Annotated in this window: 17 protein-coding genes; 7 read left to right on the top strand and 10 right to left on the bottom strand. The window is 67.5% G+C overall.

Annotated elements, in window-relative coordinates; all coding sequences use genetic code 11:
• Positions 1 to 33 precede the first annotated feature (33 nt).
• Both NO878_RS03870 and NO878_RS03865 read right to left on the bottom strand, forming a co-directional pair.
• The gene (locus NO878_RS03870) at positions 34 to 1,377 is read right to left on the bottom strand and encodes an APC family permease (RefSeq protein WP_256404641.1); all 1,344 of its coding nucleotides are present in this window, start codon (positions 1,375 to 1,377) and stop codon (positions 34 to 36) included.
• Between the two features lie 179 nt (positions 1,378 to 1,556).
• Positions 1,557 to 1,943 (bottom strand): transcriptional initiation protein Tat, encoded by a 387-nt coding sequence (locus NO878_RS03865; RefSeq protein ID WP_256404640.1) that lies wholly within the window; start codon positions 1,941 to 1,943, stop codon positions 1,557 to 1,559.
• Positions 1,944 to 2,031: 88 nt separating this feature from the next.
• On the opposite strand from NO878_RS03865, the gene NO878_RS03860 reads away from it, so the two are divergent.
• Positions 2,032 to 3,534 (top strand): DUF790 family protein, encoded by a 1,503-nt coding sequence (locus NO878_RS03860; RefSeq protein ID WP_256404639.1) that lies wholly within the window; start codon positions 2,032 to 2,034, stop codon positions 3,532 to 3,534.
• 116 nt (positions 3,535 to 3,650) lie between these two features.
• Here the strand turns inward: NO878_RS03860 and NO878_RS03855 are convergent, their stop codons facing one another.
• From NO878_RS03855 to NO878_RS03840, 4 genes are read right to left on the bottom strand one after another with little or no spacing between them, the layout of a single operon-like run.
• Positions 3,651 to 4,451 carry an energy-coupling factor ABC transporter ATP-binding protein gene (locus NO878_RS03855; RefSeq protein ID WP_256404638.1) on the bottom strand — a complete coding sequence of 267 codons (801 nt, stop codon included), beginning with the start codon at positions 4,449 to 4,451 and terminating at the stop codon, positions 3,651 to 3,653.
• Complete coding sequence (gene cbiQ, locus NO878_RS03850; protein ID WP_256404637.1) at positions 4,439 to 5,251, bottom strand: cobalt ECF transporter T component CbiQ; 813 nt, start codon at positions 5,249 to 5,251, stop codon at positions 4,439 to 4,441. The genes NO878_RS03855 and cbiQ overlap by 13 nt, the downstream gene beginning before the upstream one ends.
• The gene (locus tag NO878_RS03845) at positions 5,248 to 5,547 is read right to left on the bottom strand and encodes a PDGLE domain-containing protein (RefSeq protein ID WP_256404636.1); all 300 of its coding nucleotides are present in this window, start codon (positions 5,545 to 5,547) and stop codon (positions 5,248 to 5,250) included. The genes cbiQ and NO878_RS03845 overlap by 4 nt, the downstream gene beginning before the upstream one ends.
• Positions 5,544 to 6,197 carry an energy-coupling factor ABC transporter permease gene (locus NO878_RS03840; RefSeq protein WP_256404635.1) on the bottom strand — a complete coding sequence of 218 codons (654 nt, stop codon included), beginning with the start codon at positions 6,195 to 6,197 and terminating at the stop codon, positions 5,544 to 5,546. The genes NO878_RS03845 and NO878_RS03840 overlap by 4 nt, the downstream gene beginning before the upstream one ends.
• Positions 6,198 to 6,324: 127 nt before the next feature.
• Here NO878_RS03840 and NO878_RS03835 point away from each other — a divergent pair, with 127 nt between their 5' ends.
• Both NO878_RS03835 and NO878_RS03830 read left to right on the top strand, forming a co-directional pair.
• Entirely contained in the window at positions 6,325 to 6,753 is a 429-nt protein-coding gene (locus tag NO878_RS03835) for a CopG family ribbon-helix-helix protein (protein ID WP_256404634.1), read from the top strand.
• 587 nt (positions 6,754 to 7,340) lie between these two features.
• The gene (locus NO878_RS03830; RefSeq protein ID WP_256404633.1) at positions 7,341 to 8,144 is read left to right on the top strand and encodes a TrmB family transcriptional regulator; all 804 of its coding nucleotides are present in this window, start codon (positions 7,341 to 7,343) and stop codon (positions 8,142 to 8,144) included.
• 45 nt (positions 8,145 to 8,189) lie between these two features.
• On the opposite strand, the gene NO878_RS03825 is transcribed toward NO878_RS03830, so the two are convergent.
• Positions 8,190 to 8,492 (bottom strand): HalOD1 output domain-containing protein, encoded by a 303-nt coding sequence (locus NO878_RS03825; RefSeq protein WP_256404632.1) that lies wholly within the window; start codon positions 8,490 to 8,492, stop codon positions 8,190 to 8,192.
• 181 nt (positions 8,493 to 8,673) lie between these two features.
• On the opposite strand from NO878_RS03825, the gene NO878_RS03820 reads away from it, so the two are divergent.
• The 4 genes from NO878_RS03820 (at position 8,674) to NO878_RS03805 (ending at position 13,468) form a co-directional block, all read left to right on the top strand.
• Positions 8,674 to 9,147, top strand: coding sequence for an Lrp/AsnC family transcriptional regulator (locus NO878_RS03820; protein WP_256404631.1), 474 nt, complete (start codon positions 8,674 to 8,676; stop codon positions 9,145 to 9,147).
• Between the two features lie 180 nt (positions 9,148 to 9,327).
• Positions 9,328 to 10,812, top strand: a complete 1,485-nt coding sequence (locus NO878_RS03815) for a proton-conducting transporter transmembrane domain-containing protein (RefSeq protein WP_256404630.1) — start codon at positions 9,328 to 9,330, stop codon at positions 10,810 to 10,812.
• Positions 10,802 to 13,192, top strand: coding sequence for a DUF2309 domain-containing protein (locus NO878_RS03810; protein ID WP_256404629.1), 2,391 nt, complete (start codon positions 10,802 to 10,804; stop codon positions 13,190 to 13,192). Before NO878_RS03815 ends, NO878_RS03810 begins: the two co-directional genes overlap by 11 nt.
• Before the next feature lie 126 nt (positions 13,193 to 13,318).
• On the top strand, positions 13,319 to 13,468 hold the full coding sequence (locus NO878_RS03805) for a hypothetical protein (RefSeq protein ID WP_256404628.1): 150 nt from the start codon (positions 13,319 to 13,321) through the stop codon (positions 13,466 to 13,468).
• 20 nt (positions 13,469 to 13,488) lie between these two features.
• Here the strand turns inward: NO878_RS03805 and NO878_RS03800 are convergent, their stop codons facing one another.
• Genes NO878_RS03800 through NO878_RS03790 form a run of 3 tightly spaced genes read right to left on the bottom strand, consistent with a single transcriptional unit; the run spans position 13,489 to position 15,666 of the window.
• Positions 13,489 to 14,004 carry a DUF7122 family protein gene (locus tag NO878_RS03800; protein ID WP_256404627.1) on the bottom strand — a complete coding sequence of 172 codons (516 nt, stop codon included), beginning with the start codon at positions 14,002 to 14,004 and terminating at the stop codon, positions 13,489 to 13,491.
• Entirely contained in the window at positions 14,001 to 14,933 is a 933-nt protein-coding gene (locus NO878_RS03795) for an RsmB/NOP family class I SAM-dependent RNA methyltransferase (protein WP_256404626.1), read from the bottom strand. Before NO878_RS03795 ends, NO878_RS03800 begins: the two co-directional genes overlap by 4 nt.
• Before the next feature lie 55 nt (positions 14,934 to 14,988).
• Positions 14,989 to 15,666, bottom strand: coding sequence for a 6-hydroxymethylpterin diphosphokinase MptE-like protein (locus tag NO878_RS03790; RefSeq protein ID WP_256404625.1), 678 nt, complete (start codon positions 15,664 to 15,666; stop codon positions 14,989 to 14,991).
• Positions 15,667 to 15,747 lie beyond the last annotated feature (81 nt).

The raw sequence follows: 15,747 nt of genomic DNA, 5'->3' as shown, positions 1-15,747 counted from the left end.
GGCGACGATATCGATTCGCGCACGCCGGGCCGGTCACGGATCGACGTCGGCGGGGTTGAACGACCGCCGCTCGACGTAGAGGGACTCGACGAGAAAGACGAACGTGAAGATGCCGACGACCCAGAGCAGTATCTCGACGTCGGTGCGATAGAGGTGATACAGCACCGTCGGGAGGGCGATTCCCGTGCCGAGCAGTCCAAGCGTGGGAATGAGGCGATTCGCCCCCGTCTCGTCGGCGAGGACGACGCTCGTGTAGTTCGTGATGGTAAACGAGAGCAGAAACGCCACCGATCCGAACTCGGTGATCTGCTTGAGCGTCCCGAGAGCGGCAAGCGCCGCGGTCAGTCCACCGATGGTCAACAGCGAGTAGACGGGGATTCCCTCGCGGTTTCGAAAGGAGAACAGGCGTGGCAGCGCCCCCTCTGTGGCGATCTTATGGACCAGCCGCGAGGTACCAAAGAGGGTCGCGTTGATGCCCGAGGAGGTGCTTTTCATGGCCGAGAGGATGACGAGGACGAATCCGGCACCCCCCAGCACTGGGATGTTGGACACTGCCTCCGCGAGGGCGACCTCTTGATGGGCGAGAAGTTGTGCCGGTGTGAGATGGAGTGTCGCCATGAACGACACCGAGACGTAGATTAGCATCGAGAGCAGGATGGCGGCGTACATCCCGACGGGCAACACCCGTTCTACGTTCTCGATGTCCTCGTAGTCATAGACCAGCAGTTGGAACCCTTCGTAGGAGACGAAGATGACGGCAAAGCCAGTGAGCGGGCTGAACACGCCCTTATCGAAGAAGTCGAGTGCCGTCACGCTTCCGTCGTAGAAGACGACGCCGAGTGCCGAGAGGGACAGCAGGATCACGACTTTGACGTACACCGCGATGTCCTCGAAGAGGCCAGTCTCGTGGACGCCCCGGACGTTGAGACCGACAAATGCAGCGACGATCAACGCCGAGATGATCGGCCGCAGAAGCTGTGGGAGATGTATCCCCACGATGGCCCGCGCGGCGGTGAGCGTGTACGCGCCGAAGGCGAAGGCGTACATCGCCATCACGCCCACGTAGCCGACGATGAGTACCCAGCCGACGTACGCGGCGACGGTCGGATCGTCGACGACGTGTTCTACGAAGGAGAAGACGCCACCGCGTTCGCCGAAATGCAGCGTGAGTTCCAGATAGGAGTAGGCCGTGAGAAGCGTAATGATCCCCGCGACGAGATACGAGAGCGGGACGGCGTTGCCCGCTTGGCGCATCGCGACGCCGAGGACGGCGTAGATTCCCCCCGAAACCATCCCGCCGACCCCCATCGCGATCACCTCCGGGAGACCGAGCCGCCCCGAGCGGGATCGATCCAGCCAGGTGGTGAGTCGGCTCATGACGCGAACCGGACGCCGCACGGAGTCCCGGATCGAGGGGGTCCTTGGAGAGTGAGACACAGTACCGGCGGCTCGCGTCCCGAGCGCCGCGACTGGATCGAGCGGCGATCATCACGTCGCCGAAGCATGTGTGTTCGGTGATAGGATACTCACCCGGCTTATGGCTTGTGTCGCCGGCCTCACTCGAGGCGCGACTGCAACGAGCCACCGCCGGTGAAGTCGTCGTAAGGGACCGTCTCGAAGTCGACGGCCACCTCCTGGTCGGCGTCGGCGGGCACGGTCACCTCGCGACGCCGCTCGGTCGTCGTTCCCCCGACGGTGACGGCGACGACGAGCGTCCGCGTCCGCTCGGTTCCCGTCGGATTTTGCACCGTCGCCAGCACCCGCAGGTGGCCGTCGTCGCCCGCCTCGAAGTCCTGGTCGGTGATGCGCAACTCCCCGTTCTCGCCGGCCGCGGGGGAACGCTCGCCCGGTGTCGGCGGGGTTCGTGGGCCGGTCGCACCGGGCGTGGCGCACCCGGGGGAGAGCGCGAGTCCGAGGAGGGCGAGGACGCGACGCCTGTCCATACCGGACCGACCCCGGCGAGCGACAAGAGCGTTGTCCTCGCGCCCGACCGTCGGCGGGACTTTATTCGCGGAGCGCCCAGCGTCGGGCGTGCTCCGGAAGAATCTTCTCCGGGTGTCGCGGGCCGGCGGCGGCTACCGTCCGCAGTTCGCCGAGCGCGCCGACCGGCCGCTGGCCGCGCGCGTCCTCGGGACCGTCGCCGACCACGTGGATGAGCCGCGGTCGGCACTCGATGCCGCGCTCGAAGACCTAGAGCGCGAGGCCGACGACTTCAAACTCGTCCGCGGGTTCGCGGCGCTGTGTGAACGGGACGCAACCTTCGAGACGCGTGCGGCAATCCCTCCCGAACGGGCCAGGCGAGTCGCGTTCGAGGCCGCGGCGGCGGTGGGTGTCGTCACCGAGGCCGACCGGGATCGGGCGCTCGGCCGCGCCGCCGACCGACTCGGCGTCGACGCCGCGGCCGTCGCCGACTCGCTGTACGCTGACCGCGAGACGCGGCAGGTGCTCGCCGAGTTCGATCCTCGGTGGACGCCCGACGAACTCCTCGCTCAGTACGATCTGTCGCTCGCTCAGACCGCGCTGTTCGACGCCGTCGAGGTGCGGGTCCGCAGTTCCGACCCGAAGGCGCTGATCTCGGCGGTCAAGCGTCTGGGGCTGATGTACGAGATTCACCGAACCGACGCCGGGCGTGAGGTGGTGGTGACCGGTCCCGATCACCTCTTCCGGCGAACCCGGCGGTACGGAACGGCCTTCGCCCGGCTGTTGCGGTCGGTCGCGACGGCAGCCGACTGGCGACTGGTGGCGACGATAGACGACCGCGGCACCGAGCGCGAACTCGTCCTCACGGACGCGGACGTGGGGGTGCCGGGCGTCGACCCGATCACCGAACCGACCTACGACAGCGGCGTCGAGGCCGACTTTGCGGCCCGGTTTGCCGCGCTCGACCTGGACTGGGACCTCGTGCGCGAACCCGAGCCGCTGGCCGTCGGGCGGCGCGTGATGATCCCCGATTTCGCCTTCGACTACCGCTTTGCCGACTTTCGCGTCTTCTTCGAGATCATGGGCTTTTGGACCCCCGAGTACGTCGAGAAGAAACTCGGGCAACTCGCCGACGTGGAGGACGTCGAGTTGCTCGTCGCGGTCGACGAGAGCCTCGGCGTCAGCGACGAAATCGAGGCCCGAGACCACCGCGCGATCACCTACTCGGGGACCGTCCGGGTGAAAGACGTCGTCGATGCCCTCCGGCGCTACGAGACCGACCTCGTCGAGGAGACGCGGGCGAGCCTGCCCGACGAACTCCGACCCGAGGCGGACGTGGTGTCTCTCGCCGACCTCGCGGCGACCCACGGGGTCAGCGAGGACGCCCTCGATACCGTCGCCGTCCCCGACCACGAACGGGTTGGACGGACGCTGGTCCGCCCCGAGATTCTGGCCGACCTCGACGCGGCGCTCGAACCTGGACAACCGCTCGATGCCGTCGAGGAACGGCTGTCGGCGGTGGGTCTCTCGGAGACGAGCGCGGTCCTGTCGCGACTTGGCTACCGGGTGGCGTGGGATGGTCTGAGCGGCGGGACGATCCGCGAGACGGAGTGATCCCGCTGTCCGGCCCACGGCCCGCAAGGCATCGACGTACCGCACCCGTCGCCCGAACGACGTCCCGTCACGACTGCTCTGTGGGTGACGCCGTTCGGGTGTGGGCCGACTCGGTGCTACCCCAACTCGTCCAGAAGGTAGGCCCGTGCGTCCGAGACGGTCAGCGGCACGTCGTCGGCGTCGAGAATCCCCTCGAACAGCGTCACCGTCGCCGGCGGTCGAAGTCCGTTCGCTTGCAGCAACGTGCTATCTGTCAGCACGTCTCGAACAGACCCGTCCGCGGCTATCGACCCGTCCGGTCCGACGACGATCACTCGGTCGGCGACGTCGGCCACGACGTCCAGCGACGGCGTGAACAGGACGACCGTCCCCTCGTGGTCGGTCACCAGTTTCAGGATTCGGTCTCGATAGTGGGCGTCGACGGCACCGAACGGTTCGTCGAGCAAGAGCACGTCCGGCTCGAACGCGAGGACGCTCGCGACCGCTGCCCGCTGTTTCTCCCCTCCTGACAAGCGGAACGGCGGGCGATCCAGCAGGGCATCGAGACCGAGTTCGGCAGCGACGTGTGCGACCCGCTGTGTTGCCGCCTCGCGGGACATCCCGAGCTGTGCCGGTCCGTATTCGAGGTCCTCGCGGACCGTCGTGTTGAACAGGTAGTCGTCCGGGTCTTGGAGCAACACGCCCAGTCGGTCCCTGACGGCTTCGGCGTCTGTGGTCTCGTCGAAGTACCTTACCGTGCCCGCTGTCGGCTCGACGAGTCCGCCGAGGGCGAGTTGCAGCGTGCTCTTGCCCGACCCGTTCGCACCGATGACTGCGACCCGCTCGCCCTCGTCGATGGAGACTGTCACGTCTTGGATTGCCGTCGTTCCGTCCGGATACGCGTGTGTCAGTCCCCGCGCTTCGATCACAGGCCCCATCGGACCACCCCCGAGCCGACGACGGCGATGACGGCGAGTGCGACTAGCGCGTAATCGCCCCTATCGACGGTCCGTGACCGGCTGTACGGTGACGGTGGTCGGGCACCGCCACGGGCCTGCATCGCGCGGCCGACGCGTTCGCCACGGTCGAGTGTCCGTAACAGGAACGTCCCGACGAGCCGTTTTGCGTCGCGCCATCCGCCACGGAGGCTCGAGCGTCCGGTCGTGCGACTGTTCCGCGCCAGCACGAGCCGCTGTAACTCGTCGAAAAACAGAAACAGATACCGATAGGTGACGGCGATGACCCACACGAGAGCGACCGGAACGTGCAGTTCCCGCATGGCCGCAACGACCGCCGAGAACGGTGTCGTCATCACGATCAGCGAGAGCAACGCGACGCCGACGCCGACACGGAGCGTGAACAGGACGACGTACGCGACGCCGTCGACGGTGACCGAAAGCCCGAACGCCCGCACGAGCGTGTCTCCGGGCAATACCACGACCTGCGGGAGAACGATAACGGCGGAGACGAGCGGGACGGCCAGCGAACGTGCGAGCAACCGTCGGAGTGGCACGGCCGATAGCCTCGCCAGAATCACCGTCACGGCGCCGAAACAGAGGGTAACCGCGATGGTGCGGGTGATCATCACCGCCAGCGCGAGGCCGGCGACCGAACACACGGCGACGCGAGGGTCGCGTCGCTGGAGCAATCCGTCGGCCGAGGCCACCTGCTCGGCCGTGAAGACAGTCCGAAGCGCCCCCGTGATGGATTCGACCGAGCGGCCGACGACGCCGGTCACCGTTCGAGGAGGCGACCGCCCCCAACTGCAACCGCCAGCGTGAGTGCCGTCCCGACGGCCGCCGAGACGAGCGTTCCGAGCGGCGGGTTGAGGCCGGGCACGGCGTACTCCGGGAGCAGTCCGGGGGTGATCGGATCGGCCGCATCGGACGCACCGGTCTCGGCGGCGGCGGTTTCGAGCGGCTCGGTGTATCCGACGACGCCGGACGCCCAGCCGAACACGGGGGCCAAGACGACGAGGACGAGCAGTCCGAGAAGCGCCCGTCGCTCCCACGAGTCCGACACGAGGGCGCTCACAGCCCCACCTCCAGGGACAGCGAGTCGTCGCCCCGCCCGAGAACGAGGTCCGGGCGAGCGTTCGCGACGTAGCCGTAGACCGCTGCCGTAATCGCGCCCTCGACGAGGCCCAACAACGCGTGGCCGACGACCATGATGGGAACGGTTACGCTCAACTCGTAGCTGAACGCCGAGGAAAGCCCGACGCCGACGCCGACGGCCAGCGCCGCGGCGGTGATCGCTCCCCACCCCGCGACGAACGCAGCGCCGGTTTCGTGGACGCCTCGGAGTGCCCGGAAGAGGGCGTACCCGACGAGGACGTCGACGACAGCCATCGCGAAGAGGTTCCCGCCGAGCGCGATAATGCCCCCATCGCCGAACACGAGCGCCTGTATCGTCACGACGGCGGTCATCGCGAGGACGCCGAGAGATGGGCCGAGGAGCATACCAGCGAACGCACCGCCCACGAAGTGTGCGCTGGTCCCACCCGGAATCGGCCAGTTCAGCATCTGTGCAGCGAAGATGCCCGCCGCCACGACCCCGAGCAGCGGCGTTCGTTCGTCCCCGAGTTCGTCGCGAGCGCGTCTCACTGCGAGGCCGATGGCGACGCCGGAACCGAGCCAGAGGAGGCCCGCCACCCACGGGTCCAGGAATCCATCCGGGATGTGCATTCGTATCTGGCGCGTCATGTGGCGCGGCAATAATACTTTTCTTCCAAATCGTAATACTGTGCGGTATGACGGAGACACCAGACCGGCGCTACCAACGACTAAACGGCTGCTGGAAAAAGGCCAGGTCATGAGCCAAGACGTCGACCGAATGAGCGTCACGCTCCCACCGAGTCTGCTCACCGAACTCGATGAGGTGGTAGACGCTGGCGAGTACGACAGCCGCTCAGAGGCGACCAGAGACGCCCTCCGGGCGTTCGTCACGGACTTCAGTCGACAGACCGACCTCTCGGGGAGCCTCAGCGGCACCGTGGTCGTTCTCTACGAACACGACCACAGCGGCGTGACCGACGAGATGACCGAGTTACAACACGACTTCACCGAGACTATCATCGCAGTACATCACGTCCATCTCAGCGACCACCTCTGTCTAGAGTCGATTGCCGTCGACGGGACGGGTGAACGGATCGAGGAGCTACTGTCCCGGATTCGGCCACTGAAAGGCGTTCACCAGGTCAAACTCACCGTCGTCGATGCGGGGGTAGCGAACGAGTTGTGAGCGGGGTGTCGACGAACGAGCGTTTCAGCCCGACGAATCGAGGGCATCAGCCCCGACTACGGGGAGCGGGTGGGCGGAGTCCGACCCGACTGGAGGGCCGGCGACGTGAACGTCCGACCGCTCGCCGTCCGCGGCGACGGTAACGGCCGTCGGACCACCGTGTTGATCGAATCGTGTGCCTCCCAGCGGTGCGGGGGGCGTCCCACCTCTGTAACCCGGTTAATCAAAAACGATGTGCACGCGTAATTTATTGACATTTCTCACAGGTAACATTTTTTGTGGGCGGCATAGTAGGGGCTGTCACACGAGTAACTGCCCGAATGGACAACCGATCATGCGCTACGTATGCTTGACACCGATGGAAGCGCCTCTGTACTGCCCGATATGAGACGGAGCGTCGACGACTACGTTCCCGGGACCGCGGTCAGTCGTCGATTGGGTGGGCCTTCCGCCGGGAAAGTGGGGCTTCCCACAACCGCGACACACCGACACGGGACGCGGCCGAAGGTGGTGCCCGACCGCGACAGGCTAGCATGGGCGTTCGAGCACGGGACCACGGCTCGCGACAACGGGGCGGTTGGGACACAATGAACGTATCCGAAGACATCGACGAGGCGATTGAAACACTCCAGCAACTCGGGCTGAAGGAGTACGAGGCACGGTGTTTCGTGGGTCTCTCACGGGTCGATACGGGAACGGCCAAGAAGCTCAGCCAGATGACGGAAGTGCCCCGAACGCGGGTGTACGACGCGATCCGGGTGTTAGAAGCACAGGGCTTGGTCCAGGTCCAACACTCGAGTCCACAGCAGTTTCGTGCGGTCCCACTGGACGAAGCGACCGAGACTCTGCGCGATCAGTACGAGGCCCGCGTCGAGCGCCTTCACGACGCCCTCGATACCATCGAAGTCGACAACGACAGCGACGAAACGCCGGTGCAGGAGGTGTGGGCGATGTCCGGGAACGAGGGGATCGAAAACCGGACGGAGGAACTCATCGAGACGGCGACCGAGGAAGTCGTCCTCGTGATCGGTGACGAATCGCTGTTGACGGCGGATCTCATCGCCGCCCTCGACGAGGTCGGCAGCGACGTCGAGTTGCTCATCGGGGCGCTGACCGAACCGCTACAAGAACAGATTCAGACCGCCGTCCCCGACGCCACGACGTTCATCTCGGGGCTAGAGTGGTTACACGGCGAGGACGCCACCGAAGACGAGGCCGCAATCGGCCGTCTGTTGTTGATCGACCGCTCGACGATTCTCGTGAGTTCCATCATGCCGGACACGAAAGCCGAACAGGCAATCTTCGGCGAGGGATTCGGAAACGGTCTCGTCGTCATCGCCCGCCGACTCATGGCACAGGGGCTCTTGACCGAGCGTGACCCCGCGACGTGAGACCGCCGGCTGTCCGTGCCCGGCGGTCACCCGGCCGCTGGCCACTCAGCGGTTTGATCCCTCGGTGGCTCCGGGGCCGCGTTCGTTGCGGCTCCGGGAGTCGATAGGGTGTAGCGTGAGGTACTCACCGTTATCGACCGTGACCCGGCACTTGCCGTAAACGAACGTGAGGCGGCCACCCGGCCGGGGGGTGCCGTCGGTCCGTGCCCCGAACAGCGCGTCCAACGCATCGGGGTCGAGTATCTCGACGAGCGGTCGGAGCGACAGCGGATCACGGCCTTCGACGGCGCTCACCGCACGCACCACCACCGTGCTCACCGCTTCGTCCGCCCCAATCTCGTATTCCATACCATCGCCTCGTGGCGAACGACGAAAAGCGGGGCAAATTTTCATCTGGATTATCAAAGCGATGATCCTCGGTCGGACGCTACGTGGCCGGGTGCGTGACTGCCGTGGGCTGTGCCTCCCGGCCGTGACCCGTCGTGGGACGTGAGCCACCCTCAAGTGGTCCCGTCGCGGACGACCACGTATGAGCGACGAGGCAATCGACGACGTGGACAGAGCGATCCTGTACGCGCTCCAGGAGGACGCCCGAAACATGTCGTCCGGCGACATCGCGGAACGAACCGGCACCTCGGACAGCACCGTTCGCAAGCGCATCCAGCGACTCGAAGACGACGGCGTCATCAAGGGGTACAGCGCCGACGTCGACTACCAGCAGTCGGGATATCCGCTCCGGATGTTGCTCTACTGCACCGCCTCGATTCCCGAACGCGGCGACACGTTACCCGATATTCTGGCCATCGACGGTGTCGTCTCGGTCCAGGAACTGGTCACCGGCGAACAGAACCTCCTCGTGACCGTCGTCGGCGAGTCTGATAGCGACATCACGCCCGTGGCACAGGAACTTCTCGACATGGGACTGACCGTGGCCGACGAAGTGCTCGTCCGAAGCCACGAGACGACGCCGTTCGGGACGTTCGACGCCGAGAAAGAGGACTGACTGGCAGTCCCCCCGTCGCCGCACCGCTCAGAAAACATAATGTTCTATAATACGCATTTTGTGTAACGATATGGTAGTATAGATAGATTTAATAGACATTCTGTTCGTACACTTGGGTAGACACGACCGGGAACGGTCGTCCGGGTTCGTCCCGGTCGCCCCTCCCGTCGGACGCGAACGATGTCAGGAGAACACTCGACGACGACGGTCGGATCGCTCCCGGACGCGACGGCAACGTCACCGCTCGCACCGGTCGCACTCACGTGGCTCGTGTGGTCGCTGTTCGTGGCGAGTGTCGCCACGCTCGCCGTCTACGTCCGAACCGCCGGGGCTTCGTGGGCCGTCCCGGGGGTCGTCGCCGTCGACGGGCTGACCGTCCTGCTGTGGGTGGCCGTCACGTTCTTCAGTGGCATCGTCCACAGCTACTCGCGGCGCTACATGGCCGGAAGCGCGCACGAAACGACGTTTTTCTACACCGTGTTCGGGTTCACGGTCGCCGTGATGGGGCTGGTCGCGGCCGACCACGTCGCCCTGTTCGGACTCCTGTGGCTGGCGATGGGACTGCTGATGTCGCGGCTCGTGGGCATCGCCGACGGCTGGACCCAGGCGCAGGCGGCCGCACGGATCGCGCGGACGTACTTTCTCGCCAGCAGCGCGCTCCTCGGCGTCGCGCTGACGGCGCTGTGGTGGGCGACCGGCGCGACCACGATCACCGGAATCGTCGCGGCCACCGGGTCGCTCGGCGGCCCCGTCTGGCTGGTCGCCGCCGCGGCGCTCGTGCTCGCGGCGATGGTGCAGTCCGCGCTCGTCCCCTTCCACGGGTGGCTGCTCTCCTCGATGACCGCCCCGACGCCGGCGTCGGCGCTGATGCACGCCGGCTTCGTCAACGCGGGCGGGATCCTGCTGACCCGCTTTGCCCCCGTCCTCACCGTCGACACCACGCTCATGCTCGCCGTGGTGGTCGTCGGGGCGACCAGCGCCGTTGCCGGAAAGCTCATGAAGTCAGTTCGGACGGACATCAAGGGCGAACTCGGCTGCTCGACGGTCGGCCAGATGGGCTTTATGATCGTCCAGGCCGGTCTCGGCTTCTTCGGGGCTGCCGTCACCCACCTCATCCTGCACGGCTGCTACAAGGCCTATCAGTTCCTGAGTTCGGGCGCACGCGTCGAACGCACCACGCCCGGGGCGGAGGCCTCCGCGACGAGCGAGACGGGCGTCGGCGGCGTCGTCGTCACCCTGCTGACCGGTCTCGTCGGCGGCGTGCTGTTCGCGGCGCTGACCGGCAAAGGAACGACGGTCGACAGCGGCCTCCTGTTGGTCATCTTCGTGGTCTTTACCACGCTCCACGCGGCCCGCAGCGCAGTCCGGCACACCGGGCTTTCGGCCCCCGTCCGCTACGGGGCCGTGCCGCTCGTCTTCGTCCCGGCCATCGTCGTCTATGCCGGGGTCTACCATGCCGTCTCGGGACTGCTGCCCGTCGCCGCGGCACCGACGGAACTGACCGCCGTCCACGGCCTCGTCGCCGCCGTCTTCATTGCCGTCTACGTTGGCACCGAGGCCGGTATCCACGAACGCAGCCGGTGGCTCTACGCGACGCTTTTGAACGCCAGCCAGCCGGCACCCGACACCGTGTTGACCGCTACGGAGGAGTACGATGAACGCTGAACCTACCATCGACGACAGTATCGACGAGGCAGCAGCCGTCGTCGGATCGCTCTGGCCGATCCACTCGTTCGTGACGTCGAACCCCCTCTCGGGGTTCGAGGACCGGCCGTTCGACGAGGCGGTCCGGCAGGCGGCCGACCTACTGGGCGGCCGTGGCTATCCCGAGGCCGAGACGTTTCGCACGGCGCTACGGCGTGGACGGATCGACCCCGAACGGCTCCGTTCGGAACTCGCCGCGGTCGGCTACGACGCCGCCCCCGAGACGCTCCTCGACCGGGTGGCCGACGCGGCCGACGGCGGGGAGTCCGACACCGACCCTGCCCGCGCCCGTGTCGACCGGGTGTTGAGCAAGTGGCTGTCGGCCTTCCTCGACGAGGGGAACGCACGCTGGCCGATGCCGGACCGCGAGGCCGGGTTCTACGCCGTCTTCCGCGCGATGGCCGGGCACGACGGCCAGATTCCCGATCAGGGTATCGTCACCGACCTGCCCGAGACGCCGGGCGAGGCCATCGAGACGGTGCTAGCGCCGTATCCGGTCGATCAGTGGAAGGGGGTCTTCGAGGCGGAGTTGGCCGCCCTCCCGGGTTGGGCGGGGTTCATCAAGCAGCGCGCCGCCGACGCCGGTGCGTGGCAGTCGACGCACCCGATCACGCTGAAGGGCTATCTCGCGACGCGGTTGGCGTTGCTCGACGCCGTCGGCGCCGCGGTCGAACCCGCGGACGCCGACCCCGACCCGACCCCAGCCGACGAAATCGCCGGGGCGTTCCTGCGTGCGTGGGAGGCAACGTACCGCGAGTCCCTCGTCGAGGCCGTCGCCGCCGAGGGGCGGTCGCGGACCGACAGCGACGCCTCGGAGCGCCCGGACGCCCAACTGGTCTTCTGTATCGATACCCGCTCGGAGGGGATCCGCCGGCACGTCGAAGCGGCGGGTAACTACGCAACCGACGGCTACGCCGGCTTCTTTGGCATCCCTATGGAGTACCGGGGGTACGACGACGCGCCGGTCGACGCCTGCCCGCCGATCCTCGACCCACAGCACCGCATCGTCGCCTCACCCGTCGACGACGAGACGCGGGAGCGCCACGACCACCGGTCGGGCCTCCGCGAGGCCGCCGCCGAGGCCGTCGAGGCGCTGGAGGCAAACGCCGCCGCGGCCTACGGCTTCGTCGAGACGGCCGGCAGTGGCTACGGCCTCGCACTCGCGGCCCGGACGCTCGTCCCCGACCGCGTCCGCGACCTGTTCGACGCCGTCGCCGCGCCCGACGAACACGAGTTCTGCGAGCCGGTAGTCCAGCATCAGCACACCTACGCCGGTGATCTGCCGGTGGGGCTGACCACCGAGGAGAAAGTCGAGTACGCCGCCACCGCGTTCGATCTGATGGGCTGGACGACGTTCGGCCGCCTCGTCGTCTTCGTCGGCCACGCCAGCGAGACGACCAACAACCCCCACGGATCAGCCCTCGACTGTGGGGCCTGCGCCGGCAATCCCGGCGGACCGAGCGCTCGCGTGCTCGCGACCGTCTGTAACGATCCCGAGGTCAAGGCGGCGCTCCGCGAACGCGGGGTCGACCTCCCCGAGGACACCGTCTTCCTCGCCGCCGAGCACAACACGACGACCGACGAGATCGACCTGTACGACGACGGGGTGCCCGAAAGCCACGCCGCCGACCTCGAACAGTTGCGCGCCGACCTCGCGGTCGCGAGCGAGAACGCGGCCGCCGAACGCGCCGCGTCGATGGGCGCCGACCGGGCCGCGGGCGCCGACGAGACAGCCCGTCGTGCCGCCGACTGGGCCGAGACCCGCCCCGAGTGGGGGCTGGCCGGCAACGCTGGGTTCGTCATCGGCCCCCGCGATCTGACGAGCGACCTCGACCTCGACGGGCGTGCCTTCCTCCACTCGTACGACTGGTCGACCGACCCCGAGGGCGAGGCGCTGGACGCGATACTCGCCGGGCCGGCGGTCGTCACCCAGTGGATCAACGCCCAGTACTACTTTTCGACGGTCGACAACGCCGTCTACGGCGGCGGGTCGAAGGTGACACACAACCCCGTCGGCAACGTCGGCGTCTACCAGGGCAACGGTGGCGACCTGATGACCGGTCTCCCGAGTCAGTCGCTTACGACCCCCGACGGCGAGCCGTACCACCAGCCGCTCCGCCTCTCGACGGTCGTCCACGCGCCCGTCGAACGCGTCGAACGCGTTCTCGCCGACCGGGAGGCGGTGGCATCGCTGCTCGACAACGACTGGCTCTCGCTGACCGTCGTCGATCCGACACGCGACCACCGCGCCTTCCAGTACGAGAGCGACGCGACGTGGACGCCAGACCCCGCGTCGGCGACCGCACCGGAGTCACAGTCGCCCGCCGTCGCGGACGACTGATCTCGCCGGCGGACCCAAGGGCTATGTCCGTCCGTCCGGTAAACTGGGTATGAACCAGCGGAGTGCGAACGCGAGGGCGCGCCGGACGACGGCGGCCCGCGAACGCGACGGCGAGGTGACGGCATAATGCCCTGGGGAGTCAACACCGAATTCACCGAGGAAGAGGGTCCGGAAGTGGAGATCGACGAGGATCAAGAGAAGGTCGAGCGAAGCGAGGAGGGATCGGAAACCACCGAGGACTTCGACATCGACGAGGCGCTCTCGAATCTCGATTGAGCGCGGCGGGGCGTCGCCGGTCACTCCCGGGTCGGCAGCGACGCCCGGCGTCCCTTCGGAACCACCGACCGCAACTCGTCGTGGACGTAGAGACCGACACCGATGGGTTCGCGCTCGCCGGCGATCCGGTGAGCGACGAGCAGGTACCCCCAATCGCCATCCCACGCCGGAGTGAGATCCTCCCCGGCGAGAAAGCGCCGCGCCTCGTCGGGATCTAACTCGATCACGTTTCGCGTCGCCGCGCCCCCGAACCGCTGGACGGCGTTGGTCGTCGGTTTCCAGTGCTCCTGTCGTGTCCGGAGGAACGTCATGCCGACGCCCTCGCAGTCCACGGGACTGGGGAGGTCGGCGGCGAAGATCCAGATCTTTCCTGCGCCCTTCTCCCAGAAGGTGTAGCCGTCGAAGGTATCCGCGTCGAGGCCGAACCGGTCGACCCACCAGTCGATCACCTCGGCGCGACTCGCCCGTCCCGCCACCTCACGCTCCGCGGCCGTCGCGGGCAGGCGGTCGAACCGCTGGCCGTCGTTGTCGGTCACGCCCCCACCTCCAACTTCGCACAGAAGAACCCGCCCGTGTCGTTGTGATGCGGGTAGATTCGGAGCGCCTTCGCGACGCTCGGATCGAACCGCTCGCCCGCCCACTCGGTGACGCCGGGGACGCCCTCCAGCGGGGCGTCGATGTCGACCAGTCGGCAGTCCTCGGCGTCGAGGACGTGATCCAGCACCGCCTCGTTCTCCTCTGGCGCGAAGGTACAGGTGGAGTAGACGACGGTTCCGCCGGGACGGGTTGCCTGGACCGCCCGCCGGAGGATTCCTTTCTGGACGCCCGCGACGCTGCGGACGTGATCCAGCGACCACGTGTCGAAGGCGTCGGGGTTCTTGCGGATCGTTCCCTCGCAGGAACAGGGGGCGTCGACGAGCGCGTGATCGAAGGCATCGACGGCGGTGGGCCGATCCGACCCCTCACCCAGCGGCTTCAGCGAGAAGTTGCGCGCATCCCGGTTCGTGACGGCGATGTTCGTCACGCCGAGGCGTTCGGCGTTGTGACGGAGCGCCGAGAGCCGTCCGAGATTGTTGTCGTTGCCGACGAGGAGACCACGGTCGTCCATCAGCGCCGCCAACTGCGTGGTCTTGCTTCCCGGGGCAGCACAGGCGTCCCACACCCGGTCACCGGGGTCGGGGTCGAGCACCAGTGCCGGGAGGTTCGATACCTCCTCTTGGCCGTGAATCCAGCCGTGAGCGTGGGGCCAGTTTCGCCCCGGTGAGTCCTCGGGCAGGCGGAGCACGCCCGGATGCCAGTCGGTCGGTTCGTGGGCGATACCCTCGCTATCGAGGGCGTCCCGTGCCCGGTCGACGGTCGTTTTGATCGTGTTGACGCGGACGACGGCGGGCAACGGCCGGTCACAGGCCGCACGGAACGCCGCGACATCGTCGACGAGCGATTCGTACCGCTCCAGCGGAGTCATCGCCAACCTTTCGTCGGGGGTGGGTTAGTGGGTTTGGGTTGGCGGTCGCCGCCCGTCAGAGCGGGTCGATCCCCGCTCGCCGGCCGTCGAGGACGGCGAATCGCTCGCCGCGCCGGCGTTCCAGCCAGGCGAGCAATCGCTCGGCCCAGGCCAGTTTCCGGCGTTTCGCCGCGCTCACCGTGGCGTCGTCGAAGTCCCACCCCGGGAACCGAAGCGTCTCGGCGCCGGCGGCGTCCGCGAGAAATGCCGCCCGGTCGCCGTCGGTGAACCCGCCGTAGTTGACGACCGGCCCCCGCGGTGCGGCCTGTGTGGTCGGGACGACGTGGTCGCCGTCGAGACGCGGCACCCACCGCTCCACCGCGGGGACGTTGTCGCCGTGGGCGTGGACCGCGACCGGGACGCCCTCGTGGGTCAGGTCGCGGGCCGTCTCCGGCGTCTTGTCGAGGTCGGTCACCATCAGGTCGACGCCGACGCCGGCCGCGCGGAGGGTTCGCGCCGCGGCCGAGGCGGCGACGACGACGTCGGCGGCGGCGGCCGCGTCGGTTTCGTCGTCGAGCGAGGGACCGGCGCCGGCGACGGCGACGGTGGCGTCCGCGAGGGGGGCGAACCGCGACTCGTCGACCGGATCGACCAGTCCCGCGAGGACGTCACGGGCGCGTTCGTCGGCGGCGCGGCTGTACCCGAAATCGGACAGGATACGCTCGTACACCGGCTCCCACGTCTCGTAGTTCATCGGCCAATAAGATCACAGTAGCCGGATCGACACCAAGTACCCCTACCCGTGTGTCGTTCCGGCTTCCACAGGATAGTTTTC

This window comes from Haloplanus ruber (genome assembly GCF_024494725.1).
In the GTDB taxonomy this organism is placed as follows: Archaea; Halobacteriota; Halobacteria; order Halobacteriales; family Haloferacaceae; genus Haloplanus; species Haloplanus ruber.
This window is presented reverse-complemented; position numbering and strand designations above follow the sequence as displayed.